This window comes from Corynebacterium sp. CNJ-954 (assembly GCF_001942345.1).
GTDB lineage: Bacteria > Actinomycetota > Actinomycetes > Mycobacteriales > Mycobacteriaceae > Corynebacterium.
This window is the reverse complement of sequence record NZ_MKKI01000022.1, coordinates 49,380-69,248: the sequence shown is the minus strand read 5'-3', so window position 1 is coordinate 69,248 and position 19,869 is coordinate 49,380. Positions and strand designations below refer to the sequence as shown.

The window sequence follows — 19,869 nt, the reverse complement described above, 5'->3', positions numbered from 1 at the left end:
CATTACCGTTCGCAATGGCGGGCATTCAGCTGGGAAATAGCAGATCTTTCTTCTACTCACCGGTCACTCCGACTTCAGCGATGCCGCCATGAGAACATCAGCGAGCATTTCCAGGTATACGGCGTTCCTGGACTCGGGATTCCAGATGAACTCGTAGAACATCTCCACGAAAGTCCCGTCCTCCCGCGCGATACGTCTGGTGGGAAAACCCCGTACATTACGTTCCGGCAACAGAACCGACCCCATCCCCTTGTCAGCCCATCCCAGCAGGGTGCTGCAGTTCGTCACCTCCACGTCTGACAGGACCAGGTCATACCCTTCTTCCCGGAACATTCCTTCGGTCATCCGGGTAATACCGCATCCGTGGCGTGACAGGATAAGTTCCCGCTCGGAAAGCTGCTTCACCGTCACAGGGGTTCCGGTGTCGCCGTCTAGTGATGTCGGGTCGTCTTTCGGTTCAACAAGTACAAGATAGTCGGAGTCGATCAGCCGGTGGCTGTAGGTGGGCAGTACACCCAGCGCAGGGATGATCAGCATATCGAGACTGCCGATCCTCAGATGTTCCTCCAATGGATCGAGTTCGGCCTCAAGAAGAGTGAGGTCGCGTCCGGAGACCAGGGCATCGGGGCCGTGCACGGCATCCCTGAGTTGCGCCACGATTCTCTTGTCGATTTGTGGTGACGTGCCCACCCGGACCGTCCCAGAGCCGCTCAACGTGAGCGACTCCGCCTCTGTCTCCATACTCGCCAACAGCGAGATGGCCTGCGAGATCTTCGGGAGGATCGTCTCACCGAAGGTGGTCGGCCTGGTCCCCCTGGGCGTCCTCAGAAACAACTTGGCTCCGAGATGTTCTTCGAGCTTGGCGATAGCCGTCGACAGCGCCGGCTGGGTCACACCGAACCGACGTGCCGCTGCGCTGAACGAACCGATATGTGTGACGGCATCCGCGTACCTCAGCGCTTCAAGCGTCATTCGACCAGTCATAATGAGACCAGCGTAGGTTGCTTACTCCGAGGACCCCAGGCCGCCATAAGCACCTCATATACCCTATAACAGCAGCACTCACCCCCGACGCCCGACACCACGAGCCGGGGAGAACCTTGGTTCCAGCAAGGCTCAGATCGCGTATTCGAAGACGATGAGCATCTCGCCGGACACCCAGAAGCCGAGCACACACCACAACACCGCACCCGCACCGAGTGCCACGCCCGCCATGACGGTCGTTTGCGATCGCGTCGCAGTCCTCCACATGCGCACCAGCTCTACCACCAGGGGAAGTGCGAGCAGAAGCACCGGCACCAGCAGGAGTCGCGGACGGGAATGCATGATCCCGTCAGAGCCCAGGACGATGCCGGCCAGAATGATCGCGGGCAGCCACACCTGCCACGGGATACGTCCGGACCACAGAATCCAGACCGACACTGCGCACAGCAGGGCCACCAGGATCATCGACCAACTGGAGATCGTGTACCCGGTCAGTTCACCGGGAAAGTTTCCCGCCACCCACCGCAGTGTCGCCGCACCCAGGTCGACCCCGGAGTGCCAGCCCCGTTCTTGTGCGGCGAAGTACCCGCCGATGTCCGCGACCTTGCTGTCGGCCCACGCCAGATAGGTCACGATGCCGAGGGACCCGATCACCGGAGCGGCCACTGCTGTCGCAGGAAACTCCCCCATCAGCCGTTCCTGAGGTGTGCGACGGTTCCGCCACCACCGCCACAGTTCCGCGACAGCAGCCACGCACAGGGTGAGAATAAGTGCCGTGGCGGTCAGACGGGTCGCACCGGCGACCATGGTCAGGACGCCGGCCAGGAGGAAACGGCGTCGCAGCAGAAAGTACAGTGCCCACACCGTCACGGCGGTGAACAGGCTCTCCGAGTAAGGCATCCAGTAGACGATCCCCATCGGTGCCCCGACCGCCAGTACCGTCGCCACCACTGACAGCACGACCAGCGTCCTGCGGTCGGGCAGACCACCACCTTCCGTCCCCCGTCGACGCCACAACTCCACCGCCAGCATGGACACTCCCCAGGCCAGGACCACCGTCGCAACGGTGGACACCATCAGCGACGCAATATAGGTGGCATCGGCCACGTCCAGCACGGCCATTGGCGCCGCGACAATCCGTACCAGCACCGGATATCCGGGGAAGAAGGCCACAGACTCCCACTGGACGGGATCAGTCTGGTCAGGAGACATCACGAAACCTGAGTAGCCGTACTCCGAGATCATCGTCATCCAGTGCGCATCCCACTGCATCAGGACCTCACGGAGACTGTGCCCCTCGCGTCCACCCCAGACCGCCATCACGATGAACTGCACGACTCCGGTCGCCACGGTCACCACGGCCGCGACCACCGCCGTGGTCAACGGGACGTGTGCCCCTGTCGCACGGGGCGTGCGGGGACCTGCGGACAGTGAAGTGTTCACGGTCGACCAGCGTACCGTCCCACCCCGGACGTAGCCCCGGTCACACTTCCCCTTTCACTCCGTGACAGTCACCGTGTTACAGTGGTCGCCATGCATAACTCGCGCGCGCAGCTCCTCCTTCTCTGCCGCGGCGGGGTCAGGTTCTGAAAAACCGACCGGCTCCCCGTCGCGGAGTTGAGTCGTGCCGGTCGGTGATGACCATTTTTCTTCCCACCGATCCAAGGAGCACCACCTTGACCCCCTCCGATTCTTTCATCGCAGCACCTGCCCGCATCTCTACTCCGGCCGGTGAGATCCCCGAGGGACAGAAGAGCTGGAACAAGCAGCGCCCTTCCCGGATGCCGGTACACCGTTACCAGCCGCACTTCACCGAGGTCGAGCGTTTCCAGCTGCCGGACCGCACGTGGCCGGACAAGGTCATCGACGTCGCACCGCAGTGGTGCGCCGTCGACCTGCGCGACGGTAACCAGGCTCTGATCGACCCGATGAGCCCGGAGCGTAAACGGCGTATGTTCGACCTGCTGATCCGCATGGGCTACAAGGAGATCGAGGTCGGCTTCCCGTCCGCCTCCCAGACCGACTTCGACTTCGTCCGCGAGATCATCGAGAACGACATGATCCCTGAGGACGTCACCATCCAGGTCCTGGTCCAGGCCCGCGAGCACCTGATCCGTCGGACCTTCGAGGCCTGTGAAGGCGCGAAGAACGTGATCGTGCACTTCTACAACTCCACGTCGATCCTGCAGCGCCGGGTCGTGTTCCGTAAGGACAAGGCCGCCATCAAGAAGCTGGCGACCGATGCAGCGGAGCTGATCAAGGACGTCGCCAAGGACTACCCCGACACCACCTGGCGCTGGCAGTACTCACCGGAGTCCTACACCGGCACCGAGGTGGAGTACGCCAAGGAGGTCTGTGACGCGGTCATCGACATCATGGAACCGACGCCGGACAACCCGATCATCATCAACCTGCCGTCCACCGTGGAGATGATCACCCCTAACGTCTACGCCGACGGTATCGAGTGGATGAGCCGGAACATCTCCCGTCGTGACTCGGTGATTCTGTCCCTGCATCCGCACAACGACCGCGGCACCGGTGTCGCCACCGCGGAACTGGGCTACATGGCCGGAGCAGACCGGATCGAGGGGTGCCTGTTCGGCAACGGTGAGCGTACCGGCAATGTCGACCTGGTGACCCTGGGCCTGAACATGTTCACCCAGGGTGTCGACCCGCAGATCGACTTCTCCGACATCGACGAGATCCGCCGCACAGTCGAGTACTGCAACCAGCTGGTGGTCCCCGAGCGCCAGCCCTACGGCGGCGACCTGGTCTTCACCGCATTCTCCGGGTCGCACCAGGACGCCATCAACAAGGGCATCGACGCCCTGGCGGAGATCGTCGCTCCCGGGCACCACGCCAACGAGATCTCGGAGGAGGAGTTCCGCAAGATCCAGTGGGAGGTGCCCTACCTGCCGATCGACCCGAAGGACATCGGGCGCAGCTACGAGGCCGTCATCCGCGTGAACTCACAGTCCGGCAAGGGCGGGGTGGCCTACATCATGAAGACCGACCACGGCATCGACATGCCCCGCCCGATGCAGGTCGAGTTCTCCGGAGTCGTCCAGGCCGTCACCGAGGCGGAAGGTGGCGAGGTGAACTCCAAGGCGATGTGGGACATCTTCACCGGTGAGTACCTGGAGCGGACCGCCCCGCTGGAGCAGATCTCCGTCACGGTCGACGGCCCGCAGTCCGAAGGCTCCGAGACCAAGGTCACCGCCGAAGTCGAGTGGGAGGGTTCCGCCCGGACCATCCAGGGTCGCGGCAACGGCCCGATCGCCGCATACTGCAATGCCCTGGAGTCGTTGGGTGTCGACGTGGAGGTGCAGGAGTACTTCCAGCACGCCCGCACCGCCGGTGACGACGCCGAGGCCGCCGCCTACGTCCTCGCGGAGATCGACGGGCAGCAGGTGTGGGGTGTCGGTATCGCCGGCTCGATCACCTACGCGTCCCTGAAGGCGATCACCTCCGGTGTCAACCGTGCCCACGCCAAGGAGCCGGTCGCCCAGAGTGTCCCCGGCGGGATCTGAGCCCGTGTGACAGCAGTTGGCCGGACCTCGGCCACTGTGCCAGAGTGAACGTCGGACACCTCCGGTGTCCGGCGTTTTTCGCATGACGCCGCCTGCCGTTCACTCTTCTCTCCGAGGTGCCCCGTGCGTACCGAACAACAGACCCTGCGCGTGTCGCTGGTCTCGATCCTCGTCCTGTCCTGTCTCGGCATCGGCTTCGGCCTGGTGTCCGGCTCCGCAGCCATCATGTTCGACGGTGTCTTCTCCCTCGTCGACGCCGTCATGTCGGTGGTGTCCATCATCCTCGCCGGGCTTATCGCCACCTCTACCGCACGCGGTCTCCCCCGTCGCTTCAGTATGGGGTTCTGGCACTTCGAACCGCTCGTCCTGTGCCTGAATGCTCTGGTGATGATGTCGGTCGCCGGTTATGCACTCCTTCAGGCAGTTACCGCGGTGCTGGACGGCGGCCGCGAGGTGGAGTTCGGTCCCGCGGTGATCTACACGGTCGTTGTTCTGGTCCTGGCCTGTGGAACCGCCGTCGCCGAGCACCGTGCCAACAGGACGATCAACTCCGCCCTCGTCGCCATGGACGTCAAGGGCTGGATCATGGGGGCCGGGGTGACCGGCGCGCTGCTGGTCGCATTCGTCATCGGCATGATCATCGACGGAACGTCCTACGGGCACCTGATGCCGTACGTCGACCCAGTCGTGCTGATCATCGTGGCCATTGTGCTGATTCCGGTCCCGCTGCGCACCCTCACCCGCGCGCTCTCGGAGATCGCACTGGTCACTCCACCGGAACTGCATGCGCAGGGACGCGCGGTCGCCGACCGGGTCGTCGCGGACGAGGGGTTCCTCAGTGCTGAGGTCTATGCTGCGCAGGTCGGACGGTCCCGCCAGGTGGAGATCGCCTTCCATGTCTCTCCCGACACTCCGCCACGCCCACTGACCGAATGGCACGGCATCCGTCAGGTCGTCGCCGCGGAACTCGGAGGGGCTGACCCCAACAACTGGATCACCGTGTGGTTCACCACCGACAGCCCCGAAGTTCGGGAGCCTTAGCACCCACGGCGTGGCGGAACGTATGATGTCCTCCATGACTTCCCCCGGTTCCGGCCCCGACGCCGCTGACGGCGCCCCGCGAAGCGGGCAGGGTCGTTCCCGACGCCGCCGCCGTCAGGTTCACCGCCGCTCCGCACCCCCGTCGGCCCAGATCATCGAGCAGGCTGAGCAGGCCGAGCAGGGCAACAGTACCGGTGCTGCCGGTACCCCCGCTGGTGCCGACAGCACCCTCCCCCCGAAGACCTCGCACCGCCATCTTCCGAAGACTTTCCACGGCACGCTGCCGAGTGCGGAAGAGGCGCCTTTCGTCGAGATCACCGTTGCGGCCTCGGGGATCCACCCCAGCACCTCGCGGCTCGTCGCGTTCTCTGCGACCCTGCACACCGCCGACGGTGAGCGTGCCGTCTTCAGTGGAAACCGTCCCGCCTCCGCGCAGGCCGGCTCCACCATGGCTGCAGGCTCCCCCGCCGGCGGTGACGAGCCAGCCGTGGAAACGACCCCGGTCACCGGGATCGTGCAGCAGATCAACCCCGGCGAGGACCCCGGCCCGTGGCACCTGCACGGATACACCGAGGCTGACCTCGGACAGGCGCCCGGATTCGCCACCGTGGCCCCGTTGTTGTTCGACCTCATCGACGGACGGACCCTGATCTGCCATAACACCACCTTGACCTGGGGTTTCATCCAGTTCGAGTATCGGCGCGCACAGCGCGCCGCCAACCGGGGCGCCCAGCGGAACAACCCGCGTGGGCGGCGTCGTAACCAGCGCCGGCCGAAGAAGGTCGCCGTCCCCACGCCGGCACGCATCGTCGACACCCTGGCGTCGTCGAAACGCGCCGGTGTGCCGGTGGCGGACCCCCGTTTACGGAGCATCGCAGCCCACTACGCCGAGGCCCACGGTCTTGTCCTTCCCTCCGACGCCCTACCGGGGCTGGGTCAGGTGGCGAGTCTGGAACGCGCCGACACCCTCGCCGACGACCTGTTGCTCGCCGACAACCGTATTCTCTTTCCGCTCTACAGCACCCAGCGGTATCTGGCGGCGGACACGGCCGACAATACCCCCGGTGGCTTGTCGGTCGCCGACCCGTCGGTGCTCACCGCCGACCGCTTCGGCCTGCAGCGCAGTGCAGTCCGGGTGGACGCCACGACATCGCCACGCCCCTTCGGTAATCCCGGCACGCCCGACGGACCGAACCTGGTCCAGGGCATGGAGTTCGTCGTCAGCCCGGATGTCGGTGTTGACCCCGACGTCCTGATCAGCTCCGCGACCCGCGCAGGCCTGGTCTACAGCGAGAAACTCAACCGGACCTCCAGCCTGGTGGTCTGCAACCGCAGTCATGAACTGCGCGGCAAGGCGATGCACGGGGAGCGCAAGAACATCCCGCTGTTCACGGACGACGAGTTCCTCGCGGCACTGGAGGACGTCTCCGACGGCTCCACGGAGATAGCGGTGCCGGACGCCCGGCCTGCGACCCCCAGGATTCCTGCACCCCAGCGGGGAAAGAACCGCAACCAGGGCAGGAACCAGGGCCGTGGTCAGGGCCGCGGTCAGAACCGCAGCCGCAACCAGTCCCGCGGCGGGCGCGGTCGTGGCGGGCAAGGCGGGCAAGCCGGCCAGGGTGGTCAGGGGAAACAGCCCGGCCACGGTGACCAGAGCGAAAAGAATGACACGTCGAAGGAGACGTCCTCCGCCACCAGGAACAGTGGCGGGACGGGAGCGGGACGCTCCTCGTCCAACCGTCGGCGGCGCCGGCGAGGTTCAGGACGCTCCGGCGGCGGAAACCAGAACCGGCAGAAACAGAACCAGACTCAAAATCAGACTCAGAATCAGAAACGAGGGTGATCGAAGCAATGGGTGTGTTGACCTCACTTGCTGTCCGTGCCGCGGACCTCGCGACCTGGGCGTCGAAGAAGACGGGCCGTGGTTCCGGCGGCATGATCGGCGGGCTCATCGCCAACATGATTGACCCCAAGCTCATGGAGCAGCTCGGCGACGGCCGCCCCTGCACCATCGTCACCGGGACGAACGGCAAGTCCACGACCACCCGCATGCTCGCCGAAGCAGTCCGCACGCTGGGCACCGTCGCCACCAACGACGGCGGCGACAACATGGACGCCGGGGTCATCTCTGCTCTGCTGGCTGGACGTGGCCGCGACCGTATCGTCCTGGAGGTCGACGAACTCCACGTTCCCGCCATCGCCGAGAAGCTCGACTGCGATGTGCTGGTCCTGCTCAACCTGTCCCGCGACCAGCTCGACCGCGTCGGCGAGATCAACAAGATCGAACGGGTTCTGCGGGAGTGCGTGGAGAAGCGTCCCGGGATGACCGTCATCGCCAACTGCGACGACGTCCAGGTCACCTCGGTGGCGTGGAACTGCCCGAACGTCGTGTGGGTCTCCGCCGGTGTCGGTTTCACCGGTGACTCCACGTCCTGCCCGCGCACCGGCGGTGCGGTGGTCCGAACCGAGAAGTCCGACGGCTCGCCGGACTGGTTCGCGGTGAAGCACCTGCCGGACGGCCGGGAGTTCCGTCGCCCGACCCCCACCTGGACCGTCACCTCCGAGGGACTGACCACCCCGGATGCGGAACTGATGCCGATGTCACTGAAGCTGCCGGGCAACGCCAACCGCGGCAATGCCGCCCAGGCCATCGCCGCAGCCGTCGCACTGGGAGTGGACGAGACGACGGCTCTCGCCGCCGCCGAACGTGTCGACGATGTCGCCGGCCGGTACTCCACCGTCAACCTCGAGGGGCGCGAGATCCACCTGCTCCTCGCGAAGAACCCCGCGGGATGGCAGGAGGCCCTGTCCATGGTCGACCGTTCGGCGGACGGCCTGGTCATCGCGGTCAATGGCCAGGTCGCCGACGGTCAGGACCTGTCCTGGCTGTGGGACGTGAAGTTCGAGAACTTCGAGGACATCAAGGTCGTCGCCGCCGGTGAACGGTCTGCCGACCTGGCTGTCCGGTTGGGCTACGCCGGTGTGGAACACCAGACCGTCACCGACACCGTCGCCGCGGTGCGCGCCTGCCCGCCCGGTCGGGTGGAGGTCCTGGCCAATTACACCGCTTTCCGAGACCTGCGTAAGGACCTGCAGAAGGAGATCTCCCAGTGAATGCTGCCCGTGAAGCGACCCTGAATATCGGCCTCGTCCTGCCCGACGTCCTGGGCACCTACGGCGACGACGGTAACGCGCTGGTCCTGCGTCAACGTGCCCGGATGCGCGGTATCAGCGCCGAGATCCACCCCATCACCCTCGGCGACGGTGTTCCGGAGACCCTGGACATCTACACTGTCGGCGGTGGCGAGGACGTCGCCCAGATCCTCGCCGCCGACCATCTGATCGCCGACGGCGCGATGGCGCGCGCGGTCCAGGCTGGCCGACCTGTCCTCGCGATCTGCGCCGGTCTGCAGGTCTTCGGCACCTCCTTCCGTGCCTCGGACCGGATGGTCGACGGTCTCGGACTCCTCGACGTCACCACATCCTCCCTGCAGACCCGCATGATCGGCGAAGTGCGGTCCAACCCTGACCTGAAGGGGTTCGGGCTGACCGCCGGTTCGCTCGGCGCGGCAGGGGTGTTGACCGAGCCGTTGACCGGCTTCGCGAACCACCAGGGGGCGACGCTGCTGGGCCCGGACGCCTCCCCGCTGGGGTACGTCACCGAAGGGGTGGGCAACACCGACGCCCACGGTGCACTGTCCGGCGGACTGGGCCATGACCGTGCGGGCAAGGAAGTGTACTTCGAGGGTGCGGTGCAGGGCTCGATCGTGGCGACCTACATGCACGGCCCGGTGCTCGCCCGGAACCCACAGCTGGCTGATCTGCTGCTCGCCTCCGCGATGGACACGACACTCGCCGAGCTGCCCCCACTGACCGGTGCTTTCGCCACCCAGCTCGACGACGAGGTCGCCCGGCTGAGGTCGGAGCGCCTGAAGGCCTGATCGCCGGGAGGTTCACGCCCCGTGTGACGGCTCAGATGACATGGCAGGTCACAGTTTTTCCACGAGCGCCTGGTACACGTCGTCGGCAATGTCGAGAACCTGCGCCGGAGGTCGTCGCCGTCCGGGCAGGGCCATCCCGTAATCCTCCTCGAGGTGGCGCAGTTGGGCGCCGAGTCGCTCCGTGTAACCCGCCACCGCAGACTCCGGACGGACGGCCAGCAGGAACATCCCGACGGAAGGGCTGTCGCTCCCGGCGTCGAACCCGGCGGCATCGGTGGACCACCGGGCACCGGCGAATGCGGCGAGGGCCTCGACCATCAGTCCGATGTTCGTCATCTTCTGCCCGCCCGCCGGGCGGAGAGAGCCGGCGAGTGCGTCGGCGGCATCGTTGGTCGGACGGCCGTCACGGTCGACGGCCCATGTCGACGGAATCTCCCGTCCTTCGTCGGCGTGACGTCGGACGGTGACATACGCGGCTGCGCTGATGCCCTGGTCTATCACCAGCGGTGACGGATCGGCCGGCGCCGCGAACGACATCGGGTTCGTGCCGAGGACTGCGGTGACGGTACCGTCCGGAGCGACGAGCGCCGGAGAGTTCGCGACCGCGAGGGACATGAGACCGTGGTCTGTCAGCACTGTCGTGTAGTACGCGAGTTCACCACAGGTAAACGAGTTGTGCAGACGCAGCACCGCAATACCCTGGTCACCTGCGGCTTCGAGCAGTGCGGGGAGTGCGGTGTCGAACGCCCCCTGCGCCGTACCTTCGACGGCGTCGACGCTGACGACCGCTCCAGACCGGGAGACCGAGGGAACCGCCGTGCCGTTGAGAGCGCCCCGCCGGAGGGCGGTGAGGTAGTCCAGGAGGTGCAGGACGCCCACCTCCGCGCGTCCGCGGATCTCGGCGGCGACGGTGGCCCGGGCGAGACTGCCTGCGGTCAGGGCATTCGCGCCGGCCCGTCGGAGAACGTCCCGGCACTGTGATTCGAGGGTGTCCGGAGAGACCTCCACAGGGACAACCTGCCTTTCCTAGGTGATATGTGATCACGAAACTATCGGCCCACACGGCCCGGCACAAGAGCGGGTCGCCCAGAGGGCAGAGCCCTCCGCCGCCCTCGGTATAGTGAACCGCATGGCACTCAGCCGACTGCAGACCACTGACCGCGTAGGCGACCTGGCCTATGAGGCGATCCATACTGCAATCGTCAACGGAAGCTACGAAGCAGGCCGACGGCTGCAGATCCGGGACCTCGCTGAAGAACTCGGCATCAGCGTGATGCCGGTGCGCGAAGCCATCAAGCGGCTCGAGGAGGTCGGACTCGTCGAGACCCGTCCCCGTCGTGGTGCCGTCGTCAAGGCATTCTCCCCTGAGGAACTGCTGGACATCTACGAGGTCCGCCGGGTTCTCGAGGTCCGGGCCACCGAGACGGGCATCACCGCGCTGGAGCCCGGTGATCTTCAGACCCTGGAGACCCTGTACGACAGGATGCACAGCGCCCTGGAACGCGGTGACGTCATCGACTACCTCTCCCTCGACGAGGACCTACTGGGAACGGTGTACGGCGCGTCCGGCAACAGGGTGCTGGACGAGACGATCCGGAGCTTGTGGGCCCGGTGCCGTCACTTCAAGATCGTGGGCGCACGGGATGAGCTGGAATCCGGTTCCGCCACAGAGCTCCTCACCCACCAGCGCCATCTCATCGATGCCGCACAGGCCGGGGATGTGTCGACGGCAGTGGGGATCACCGACGCCTCCCTGAACTCGGCCATAGCCGCATCCGTGATGCGTTGAGCTGACGGGGCCGCAACCATGCGGCAGGATCAGCAGAATTCCCACTTGTGTGATCACAAATCACATATTACTGTGGTTTCCACAACAGTAATACAGCCACTGTTGACTGGGACACCTACGGGGCCCCGCGCTCATCCACTCCAATCCCGGCGAATCCGGCGGCCGGTCCCGACCTCCCGCCACGCCCCACTTCGCGAAGGAGTCCACCGTGAAGGACGCAATCATCATCGGAGGAGGCTTGTCCGGCCTCTCCGCCGCCTGGCGGCTACGCCACTGGGACACCCTCATCCTCGAGTCCGAGCACCGCACAGGCGGACGCATCCGGTCAGAAAAACGCGGGCCGTACTTCCTCAACTGGGGTGGGCACGTCTTCAGCGGGGCAGGCACGTCCACCGATGATCTCTTCCATGAGACAGGCACGGCCGTGATGGACGTCCCCGGCACCCTGGCCGGCGTCCACATGAACGGAAAACTCCTGATCAACGGGCCTGCGCAGACGTACCCCCTCCGCGTCCCCGTACCTTTCAGCGACCGCGTCCAGATGCTCACCCACGGCGCAAAGGTCAGCCTCGACGTCCTGCGCTACGCACAGGCCGTCCGACGTCGTCCCGGGGAGAGCGGCGAGACCCGCCAGCAGCGGATCTACGACTTCGAGAACGACCGCACCTTCGCCGAGTACCTCGGTGACGTCCCCGAGAACGTCGACGCCCTGTTCCGCCCCACCGTCACCCGCTCCGCCGGAGACCCGGACCAGATCTCCGCCGGCGCCGGGATCGGCTACTTCAGCCTGGTGTGGAACATCGGTCAGGGGCTGAGCAAGAGCATCGTCGGTGGTCCGTCGACACTGACCGAGACCATCGCCGCCTCACAACGGGACCGTATCGAGACCGGAGCGGAGGTGCAGGAGCTCACCCAGCACTCTGACCACGTCACCGTGCGTTACATCAAGGACGGCCAGGAACACGAGGTTTCGGCCCGCACCGCGGTGATGGCCACTCCTGCGCCGATCTCCCGGCGCATCGGTGTGGACCTCCGACCAGAGCTGCGGGACGCGCTCGGAAAGGTCCAGTACGGCTCGTACGTCAGTGCGGCGTTCCTGACCAAGGAGACCACGCCGCAGGAATGGGACGGTGCCTACGGAATCGCCACCCCGAAACGCTCCTTCAACATCGTGTTGAACATGGGCAACCTGGTCAACGGTACCGGCGGCGCCCGGCGTCCGGGTGGCAGCATCATGGTCTTCTCCCCTGCCAGCCTCGCCGACAACCTGATCGACAAGACCGACGACGAGATCGCGGCGATCTACCACCGCGACCTCAATGAGGTGCTGCCCGGCTTCGCGGACATTGTCGAGGAGACCCACGTGCAGCGGTGGAAGCTCGGTGCACCCTACTGCTTCCCAGGTCGCGCCAAGATCCAGGAAGAGCTCATGAAACCCGAGGAGCGGGTCTTCCTCGCCGGTGACTACCTCGGTTCGCTCTACACCGAAACCGCCATCACCTCAGCATTCACCGCAGCCCAGCGCGCGGCGAGCCTGCTGGCCACTGAATCCCAGCAGGGTCTGACCGTCGCCCACTGACGCCTGCCACCCCGCACCTTCAACAACACCACCAGCAAGGAGAGAACACCCATGACATCTGCGACAGTCACCGACCTCCGCGGGATCCTGACCGCGCTCGCCACCCCTTTCGACGCTGACGAGAACATCGACACCGCCGTGCTCAAGCAGCTCGTCGACCGCTCCGTCGACAACGGTGTCGACGGCGTCGTCGTCGGCGGGTCCACCGCCGAGGTCGCCGCTCTCAGCGCCGACGAACGCCTCCAGCTCGTCGAGAACGTCATCGAGTACACCGCAGGACGCGTTCCGGTGGTCGCCCAGACCGGTGCCACCTCCACCGCGGAGGCCATCCGCCACTCACGCGCCGCCCAGTCCGCCGGTGCCGACGTCCTCATGCTCGTCACCCCCTACTACGAGCCGTTGAGCCTGGACGAGACCCTCACCTACATCCGCGAGGTGTCCTCCTCCGTCGACCTTCCGGTGATGCTCTACAACATCCCCGACGCCACCGGCGTCAACCTCGACGCCGACACCGCCGGCAGCCTCGCCGAGGAGATCGACAACATCCGTTACATCAAGGACTCCGGCGCCGACTGGGAGCAGGCGCTGCGCCTGATCCACCACCACAGCGACAAGCTCGGGACCTTCATCGGCTGGGACCCCTACCTCTACAGCGCCCTGGCAGAAGGTGCCGCCGGAGCCGTCGCCGGAGCAGCGAACGTCGTCCCCTCCGAACTGGTCTCCGTCAGCCGGCTGATCGCCGACGACAAACTCGTCGAGGCCCGTACGGAATGGAACCGGGTCTACCCCGCCATCGACGCGATGATCTCCGAGAACTTCATCGCCGCCGTCAAGGCCGGTCTGCGCCACAACGGCATCTCCGCCGGTGTGCCCCGCCGCCCGGTCGCCGACGTCCCCGCGGACGCCACCGACCGCATCACCGCCGCACTGGATGCACTGCAGCGCTGACCACCTGCCCCTCCCTGTCTGAAAGGACCACCGCAGTGAGCAACCACACCTTCACCGTCCGACGTCCCGAATCGGGTGCCGCCCTGATCACCGAGGGGGACCTGCCCCCGCTGCAGCACTACATCGACGGCGCCTTCACCAACGGCACCGGTGACACGACCGTCACCCTGGTCAACCCCGCCGACGGCAGTACGATCGCCGACGTCCCCCGTGGCAGTGCCGACGACGTCGACACCGCCGTCGCCGCCGCCGTCGCCGCCTTCGACACCTGGCGTGACACCACACCCAAGGACCGCGCCGACCTGCTGCTCGCCATCGCCGACCGTATCGAGGCCAACGCCGACGTCCTCGGCCGTCTCGAGGCCGCCGACGCCGGTAAGCCCCGCATGGTCGCCGACGACGACGTCTCCGGCACCGCAGACATCTTCCGCTTCTCCGCCGGTGCGGCCCGCGCCTTCACCGAACAGGGCGCCGGAGACTACGTCGCCGACCACACGTCGATGATCCTCCGCGAACCGCTCGGGGTGATCGGGGCGATCGTGCCGTGGAACTACCCGCTGCTCATGGCTGCGTGGAAGATCGCGCCGATCCTGGCCGCAGGCAACACCCTGGTGCTCAAGCCCTCCGAGCAGACGCCGTTGAGCATGCTGAAGTTCATGGAGATCATCGGTGACCTGCTCCCCGCTGGCGTGATGAACGTGGTCACCGGACGGGGTTCCGTGGTGGGCGCCCGCCTGTCCGGGCACCCCGACATCGCCATGGTCGCACTGACCGGCAGCGTGAAAAGCGGAAAGACCGTCGCCGAATCTGCCAGCGACTCCCTGAAGCGGGTCCACCTGGAACTCGGCGGCAAGGCCCCCGTGGTCATCTTCGAGGATGCTGACCTGCAGCAGGCAGCCGAATCACTGCGTGAGGCCGGCTACTGGAACTCCGGACAGGAATGCGGGGCAGGCACCCGCGTCCTGGTCCACGAGTCGGTCGCCGAGAAGTTCACTGAACTGCTCGTCGAGCAGGTGGCGAGCCTGGTGGTGGGCGATCCCGCCGCCGGTGAGGACGTGGAGATCGGTCCGCTGGTCTCCGAGGACCACTTCACCCGCGTGACGTCCTTCATCGACCGCGCACTCGCCGACGGTGCTTCCGCAGCCATCGGCGGCGGCGCCCTGGACGGTGAGGGATACTACGTCGCGCCCACCGTCCTGACCGGTGTCCAGCCCGGAACCGAGGCAGCCTCCGAGGAGATCTTCGGCCCGGTGGTCACCGTCGAGACCTTCACCACCGAGAAGGAGGCCGTCGACCGCGCCAACGAGGTCCCCTACGGTCTCGCGGCTTCGGTGTTCACCACGGATGCCGCGCGCTCCCTGTCGGTACCCCGCCGGATCGACGCCGGCACCGTCTGGGTCAACTGCCACCTCGTACTGGCCAACGATGTTCCGTGGGGCGGCTTCAAGGGCTCCGGGTACGGCCGTGACCTGTCGCTGTACGCGCTGCAGGACTACTCCCGCACCAAACACGTGCAGATCAACCACGAACGGCGCTAGGCGATCGCCGGCGGGACGTCCGCGTCACCTGAGCTGACGGCATCCTTGGAGAGCCTCCCGGTGAGGAAACCACGCCGCAGCGGGCTGTAGGGGACGACGTCGACACCCAGTTCCTCGCACGTTGGTACGACCGTATCCTCGTCGTCTCGCGACCAGACACTCCGTTCGGACTGCAGTGCTGCGATCGGATGGATCGCATGGGCCGGTGTGGCTCCTGCTCGGCGGTTCGCCGTAGACGCCCACGGGTGTCGAGCAGCATGATACCGGTGTCGACGGCCTCATTGAGGGATGCCCAGGCATCGGCGTCACGGCCGACGCCGTCTTGTACCGCGTCAAGATCCCCGAAGCCGGAACCGGCCCGTCGCTTCCCCGAGATGATCCTTCACTGACCATCGTGCCGTGGGCGTATCCGGGTTATTCCGCCGCCACGGTGCTTTCCCGCGGCGGAACCGGTGTCGTATCCCTCGACTGTCGTTCGTCGTCATCCTCGGTGTTCCTCCTGCGTTACTTCCGGTCTCTCCGGTCATCCACGATTCTGCCTGTGCTCTGTGACCGTGACGTCCCGGACACATGGGACCACGGTTGACGTCTCCTGCCAGTCGTCTGAGCTGATCGGGCGACGGGGCGAATACACCGGGAGCCGGTGTCAACGCTCATCCTGCAGTATCCGCGCGATCACGGTCTGACCACGGTTCGCAGCATGGTCAAGGGCCGTCCTGCCCTCCGCATCGGCGATCCCGCTGTCCGCACCCGCATCGAGCAGCGTTCGGACGATCCTCTGGTACCGCGCACTGCCGTCGCCGTAGACCACGGCCTCCAGCAGCGCAGTCCAGCCGGGGGTGTTCACATGGTCAAGGTCGACGTCGGTCGACACGACCCACTCCACGTAGTCAGCGTGTCCACGTTCGGACGCCGGGATCGGTGACAGTCCCCCGAACCGGTTCGTCAACGTCAGGTCGGCCCCGGCGTCCAGGAGGAGCCGCCCCATTTGTACTGACCCGGTGACACCCGTGACGAGCCAGGGCGTATCGTCCCGGTCATCGACGGCGTTCGGATCCGCTCCCGCCCGGACCAGCAGGCGCGCGACATCCAGGTGGTCGGCAGCAGCCGCGACGAGCAGCGGTGTCTGTTGTCGCCGGTTCCGTTCCTCCAGTCCCGCACCGTGCCTGAGCGCGACAGCTGCGGCATCGGCGTCGCCGCGCCCGGCGGCGTCACCGAGTTCGCCCTGGGCGGGGGGAACTGCCCTCTCCGCATCTTCGAGAAGTCGCACCTGCGATGACAGACCTGCACCGCGGGCGAGCTCCAGGGGCGTCCGGCCGTCGGACCGCACGGGAAGCCCGGTATCTGCACCTGCGGCGACAAGGAGGCGTGCCGCGTCGATGTAGTCCTGCACGCTCCCGCGACGCTCCCCGCCCGCCTGCGGCGCAAACTCAAGGGCGGCGTGCAACGCGGTCCACCCGAGGTTGTTCACATGGTCGACGGAGACACCCGTCTGTAGGAGGATCCCCACGATGTCGGCGTGACCCCGCTCCGCTGCACGGGTGAGGGCAGTGTTCTGTGAGGTGTCGTCGATGGCGTTGACGTCGGCCCCACGACCGATCAGGAGTTCAACACGGTCCACGTCATCGCGCCAGGCCGCATCGATCAGCTCCGCGTCGAGGGTCGACTGCCCACCACCGGTACGTCCTGCTGCTGACGGTGCTGCTGCGGTGACCGACGTGGTGGTGGAAGTCTTCGTCGGCTCCGGGCTCCCGGCGCATCCCACGAGGACCGCCGGAGCGAGGATCAGGATCATCCCGTGCACTGTCCGGCCGTGCCGTCGATCATGCATTCGCGTCTCCTCCTCGTGACACCCCGGCGGGGTCTGTACGTACGTCGGTGTCCCTGTCACCACGTTAAGAGAGCCAGGCCACCGCCCACGTCCACGATGCGTCCATACTCTTGTCCATCAATCGGTGGACTCGACGGGCCCCTGCCGCCGGTGAGTTCAAAAACGGATGAGGCCGCGGCCCACGGCCGCCGCAATCGCCGCCTGCCTGCTGTCGACACCGAGTTTGGTGAAGATGCGGTGCAGGTGCGTCTTCACCGTCGCCTCACTGACCCTCATAGTCCTGGCGAGTTCACGGTTACCCATCCCCGTGGCAGCCAGGGAAATCACCTCGAGCTCACGCGGGGTGAGAGCTTCGTCCGGTCGACGCATCCTTTCCATCAGCTTCGCGGCCGCGGGACCACCGAGTGCGCCTCCTCCCCCGGCCGCGTCCCGGACCGCCCGGAAGAGTTCCGTCGGACCAATGTCCTTGACCAGGTAGCCGACAGCACCTGCCTCCACTGCCCGCACCACATCCGCATCCGCATCAAAAGCGGAGAACACGATGACCCGTGTCCCGTCGGAGACTCGGGTGATGTCCTTCGTCGCCTCAACGCCATCCGGCATCCCGGCACCGAGGTCCAGGTCCACCAGAGCGACATCGACCGGAGTATTCCCTACGAGCTGTGTCGCCGCAGACGCCGCACCGACCTCCCCCACCACCACGAAGTCGTCCTGGGTGGCGAGCAGTGCACCGAGACCATGCCGGACGACCGGGTGATCGTCCACCAGAAGGATACGTATCACGGTTGTGCCCCCGCCCCGGGCTCCAGGGGCACGACGGCTGACACGACGGTGCCCTCTCCCGGCGCCGACCACACCCGGAACTCTCCTCCGGCGTCCTCGATCCGCCACGCCATCGCCCGGAGCCCGTATCCGCGTGGCGAGTCTGAACCGCGCTCTGCGACGGCGTCGAAGCCCGCCCCCTCATCCGTGACCGACACAGAGGCGATTCCGTCGTTGATACGCAGATGCACAGAACGCGCCGAATCACCGGCATGTTTCACCGTGTTCCGGAGCGCCTCCTGTACGACCCGGAGCAGGGTTTGTTCAAGGGCGGGCGGCAGGTCACCGCACTCGCCCGACTGTACGAGATCAGCGTCATACTGCTGCACGAGCTCGACGAAAGGCGACGTCGTGGATGTCTCAGAGGCCGTCGAACCGTCAGCGACCGTCAGACCCTGGAGGACTTGACGTGTTTCCGACAACGCCTCCCGGAGAACCTGTCGGGCCTCGTCGACCGCAGGTCCCGCGGAATCACCACTCTGCACCGCCGTCTCGAGCAGAAGCAGGGCGCTCGCGGTACTCTGCACAGCCGTATCGTGAAGATCGCTGGCGACACGGTGCCGCTCCGCCAGCGCCCCTGCCTCACGTTCGGTGGCTGCAAGTTGAGCCTGCGTGGTGAGCAGTTCCCCGACCAACGCACGCTGTTCGTCCAGGGACCGGTTGAGCGCACGGTACGCGAACAGCATCACCACCCCACCCAGCAGGGGGCCCAGAACCAACCCCAGGTCCTGACCACGCGACATGATCAGCAGACCGGTACTGACCGCCACGACGATCACGACCGACACCACTAGGGCCACCGCCCCATGAAGCACGCGGTGCACAGCGAAGAACAATGCGAACGCACACCAGCCGTACGACGGCGCAGCGACGACCAACGGCACCCACAGAGCGGTCGCCGCAACCAGACCCGCCAGCTCACTACGACGCGCGTCACGGTAGGCGGCGATGACTGCCGCAAGATACGCAGCCGCCACCAAGACGGCGAGAACGACGACGCCGACACCGCGCACATCGATCGGGTGATTCTCGAAGTACCGGAAGGAACACACGACAAGCAGTAGACCGAGACCGATGTTGACGGTGACGTCGACGGCGTCGACCCTGCGTCCGATCACCGCGCGAGGTACAGAATTGCATTCATCCACCACCCCACCAGTATCCACGACAACCGACGATCAGGCCGTCAATCAAATGATTGACGGCACAGTAGCGCAGTCGCCGATGTGCGGCAGGTGCCGTCCGGCGACGATGGAGCAGGAACCACTGACCACCCCCGACACCCCTGGAGAGAACATGTTCACATCTACCCGCCGAGCCATCGTCACACTCGGAGCCGTCGCGGTCTCCGTTCTGGCTGTCGGCTGCTCGGCAGACGATGCTTCGTCCGACACCTCGGCGTCCTCGACCACAGACAACCCGCAGCCAGTCGCCGTAAACAGCGACAACACCGTGCACCCGGACCGGCTCAGTGCCTCGGCTGCCTCGACCGCGGCCGACGCCGCACTCGCATCGTGCGTGGCCGACGACCTCCCCTTCGTCTCTGTCTCCGTGGTGGACCGCAACGGCCAACTTCAGGCGTTCGTCCGCGGGGACAGTGCCGCCGAGCACACAATCGAAGCGTCCCGGCTCAAGGCATACACCGCTGCGGCGTTCGGTTCGGACACGAGCGAGCTCGTCGACCGGGCCGACGACAGCGACCTGCACCGGTTGCCGGACACGCTGTTCATGCCTGGTGGAGTGAGTGTGCAGGTGGACGGATCGTCCATCGCCGGTATCGGGGTCGGAGGCGCTCCGTCCGGCATGGACGACCAGTCATGCGCCGCAGCAGGGCTCAATGCGGTCAGGGATGCCCTGTGACCTGAG

General features: G+C 66.1%; 18 protein-coding genes. 11 read left to right on the top strand and 7 right to left on the bottom strand.

Going from position 1 to position 19,869, the window contains the following annotated elements; all coding sequences use genetic code 11:
* Window positions 1-63 precede the first annotated feature (63 nt).
* Window positions 64-972: a LysR family transcriptional regulator gene (locus BJF89_RS08195; RefSeq protein ID WP_255372545.1), complete on the bottom strand. Its 909-nt coding sequence runs from the start codon at window positions 970-972 to the stop codon at window positions 64-66.
* Window positions 973-1,116: 144 nt separating this feature from the next.
* Window positions 1,117-2,427 carry a hypothetical protein gene (locus tag BJF89_RS08190; protein ID WP_255372544.1) on the bottom strand — a complete coding sequence of 437 codons (1,311 nt, stop codon included), beginning with the start codon at window positions 2,425-2,427 and terminating at the stop codon, window positions 1,117-1,119.
* Between the two features lie 233 nt (window positions 2,428-2,660).
* On the opposite strand from BJF89_RS08190, the gene leuA reads away from it, so the two are divergent.
* The 5 genes from leuA to BJF89_RS08165 all read left to right on the top strand — a co-directional run bounded on the left by leuA (window position 2,661) and on the right by BJF89_RS08165 (window position 9,496).
* Window positions 2,661-4,514: a 2-isopropylmalate synthase gene (leuA, locus tag BJF89_RS08185; protein WP_075813917.1), complete on the top strand. Its 1,854-nt coding sequence runs from the start codon at window positions 2,661-2,663 to the stop codon at window positions 4,512-4,514.
* A gap of 123 nt (window positions 4,515-4,637) precedes the next feature.
* Window positions 4,638-5,555: a cation diffusion facilitator family transporter gene (locus BJF89_RS08180; RefSeq protein ID WP_075813915.1), complete on the top strand. Its 918-nt coding sequence runs from the start codon at window positions 4,638-4,640 to the stop codon at window positions 5,553-5,555.
* Between the two features lie 34 nt (window positions 5,556-5,589).
* The gene (locus BJF89_RS08175; RefSeq protein ID WP_075814337.1) at window positions 5,590-7,398 is read left to right on the top strand and encodes a hypothetical protein; all 1,809 of its coding nucleotides are present in this window, start codon (window positions 5,590-5,592) and stop codon (window positions 7,396-7,398) included.
* A gap of 8 nt (window positions 7,399-7,406) precedes the next feature.
* A complete protein-coding gene (locus BJF89_RS08170) occupies window positions 7,407-8,669 on the top strand; it encodes a MurT ligase domain-containing protein (RefSeq protein WP_075813913.1) in 1,263 nt (420 codons plus the stop codon).
* Window positions 8,666-9,496 (top strand): type 1 glutamine amidotransferase, encoded by an 831-nt coding sequence (locus tag BJF89_RS08165; protein WP_255372543.1) that lies wholly within the window; start codon window positions 8,666-8,668, stop codon window positions 9,494-9,496. Before BJF89_RS08170 ends, BJF89_RS08165 begins: the two co-directional genes overlap by 4 nt.
* A 48-nt stretch (window positions 9,497-9,544) precedes the next feature.
* Here the strand turns inward: BJF89_RS08165 and BJF89_RS08160 are convergent, their stop codons facing one another.
* Window positions 9,545-10,504, bottom strand: coding sequence for an Ldh family oxidoreductase (locus BJF89_RS08160; protein ID WP_075813911.1), 960 nt, complete (start codon window positions 10,502-10,504; stop codon window positions 9,545-9,547).
* Between the two features lie 121 nt (window positions 10,505-10,625).
* On the opposite strand from BJF89_RS08160, the gene BJF89_RS08155 reads away from it, so the two are divergent.
* The 4 genes from BJF89_RS08155 to BJF89_RS08140 all read left to right on the top strand — a co-directional run bounded on the left by BJF89_RS08155 (window position 10,626) and on the right by BJF89_RS08140 (window position 15,350).
* Window positions 10,626-11,285, top strand: a complete 660-nt coding sequence (locus BJF89_RS08155; RefSeq protein WP_075813909.1) for a GntR family transcriptional regulator — start codon at window positions 10,626-10,628, stop codon at window positions 11,283-11,285.
* Window positions 11,286-11,493: 208 nt separating this feature from the next.
* The gene (locus BJF89_RS08150; protein ID WP_075813907.1) at window positions 11,494-12,864 is read left to right on the top strand and encodes an NAD(P)/FAD-dependent oxidoreductase; all 1,371 of its coding nucleotides are present in this window, start codon (window positions 11,494-11,496) and stop codon (window positions 12,862-12,864) included.
* A gap of 51 nt (window positions 12,865-12,915) precedes the next feature.
* A complete protein-coding gene (locus BJF89_RS08145) occupies window positions 12,916-13,812 on the top strand; it encodes a dihydrodipicolinate synthase family protein (RefSeq protein ID WP_075813905.1) in 897 nt (298 codons plus the stop codon).
* A 35-nt stretch (window positions 13,813-13,847) separates the two neighbouring features.
* Window positions 13,848-15,350, top strand: coding sequence for an aldehyde dehydrogenase family protein (locus tag BJF89_RS08140; RefSeq protein ID WP_222843816.1), 1,503 nt, complete (start codon window positions 13,848-13,850; stop codon window positions 15,348-15,350).
* Here BJF89_RS08140 and BJF89_RS08135 read toward each other — a convergent pair.
* Entirely contained in the window at window positions 15,347-15,544 is a 198-nt protein-coding gene (locus BJF89_RS08135; RefSeq protein ID WP_083650623.1) for an aldo/keto reductase, read from the bottom strand. The two genes, BJF89_RS08140 and BJF89_RS08135, sit on opposite strands and share 4 nt — an antisense overlap.
* 128 nt (window positions 15,545-15,672) lie before the next feature.
* Here BJF89_RS08135 and BJF89_RS08130 point away from each other — a divergent pair, with 128 nt between their 5' ends.
* Window positions 15,673-15,936, top strand: a complete 264-nt coding sequence (locus BJF89_RS08130) for a hypothetical protein (protein WP_075813903.1) — start codon at window positions 15,673-15,675, stop codon at window positions 15,934-15,936.
* 60 nt (window positions 15,937-15,996) lie between these two features.
* On the opposite strand, the gene BJF89_RS08125 is transcribed toward BJF89_RS08130, so the two are convergent.
* The 3 genes from BJF89_RS08125 to BJF89_RS08115 form a co-directional block, all read right to left on the bottom strand.
* Window positions 15,997-17,181 (bottom strand): ankyrin repeat domain-containing protein, encoded by a 1,185-nt coding sequence (locus BJF89_RS08125; protein ID WP_255372542.1) that lies wholly within the window; start codon window positions 17,179-17,181, stop codon window positions 15,997-15,999.
* Between the two features lie 156 nt (window positions 17,182-17,337).
* Window positions 17,338-17,946 carry a response regulator transcription factor gene (locus BJF89_RS08120; protein ID WP_255372541.1) on the bottom strand — a complete coding sequence of 203 codons (609 nt, stop codon included), beginning with the start codon at window positions 17,944-17,946 and terminating at the stop codon, window positions 17,338-17,340.
* A 14-nt stretch (window positions 17,947-17,960) separates the two neighbouring features.
* Window positions 17,961-19,121 carry a sensor histidine kinase gene (locus BJF89_RS08115; RefSeq protein ID WP_075813899.1) on the bottom strand — a complete coding sequence of 387 codons (1,161 nt, stop codon included), beginning with the start codon at window positions 19,119-19,121 and terminating at the stop codon, window positions 17,961-17,963.
* A gap of 76 nt (window positions 19,122-19,197) precedes the next feature.
* Between BJF89_RS08115 and BJF89_RS08110 the strand changes: the two genes are divergently transcribed.
* The gene (locus BJF89_RS08110; RefSeq protein WP_255372540.1) at window positions 19,198-19,863 is read left to right on the top strand and encodes a heme-binding protein; all 666 of its coding nucleotides are present in this window, start codon (window positions 19,198-19,200) and stop codon (window positions 19,861-19,863) included.
* The last annotated feature ends 6 nt before the right edge of the window (window positions 19,864-19,869 follow it).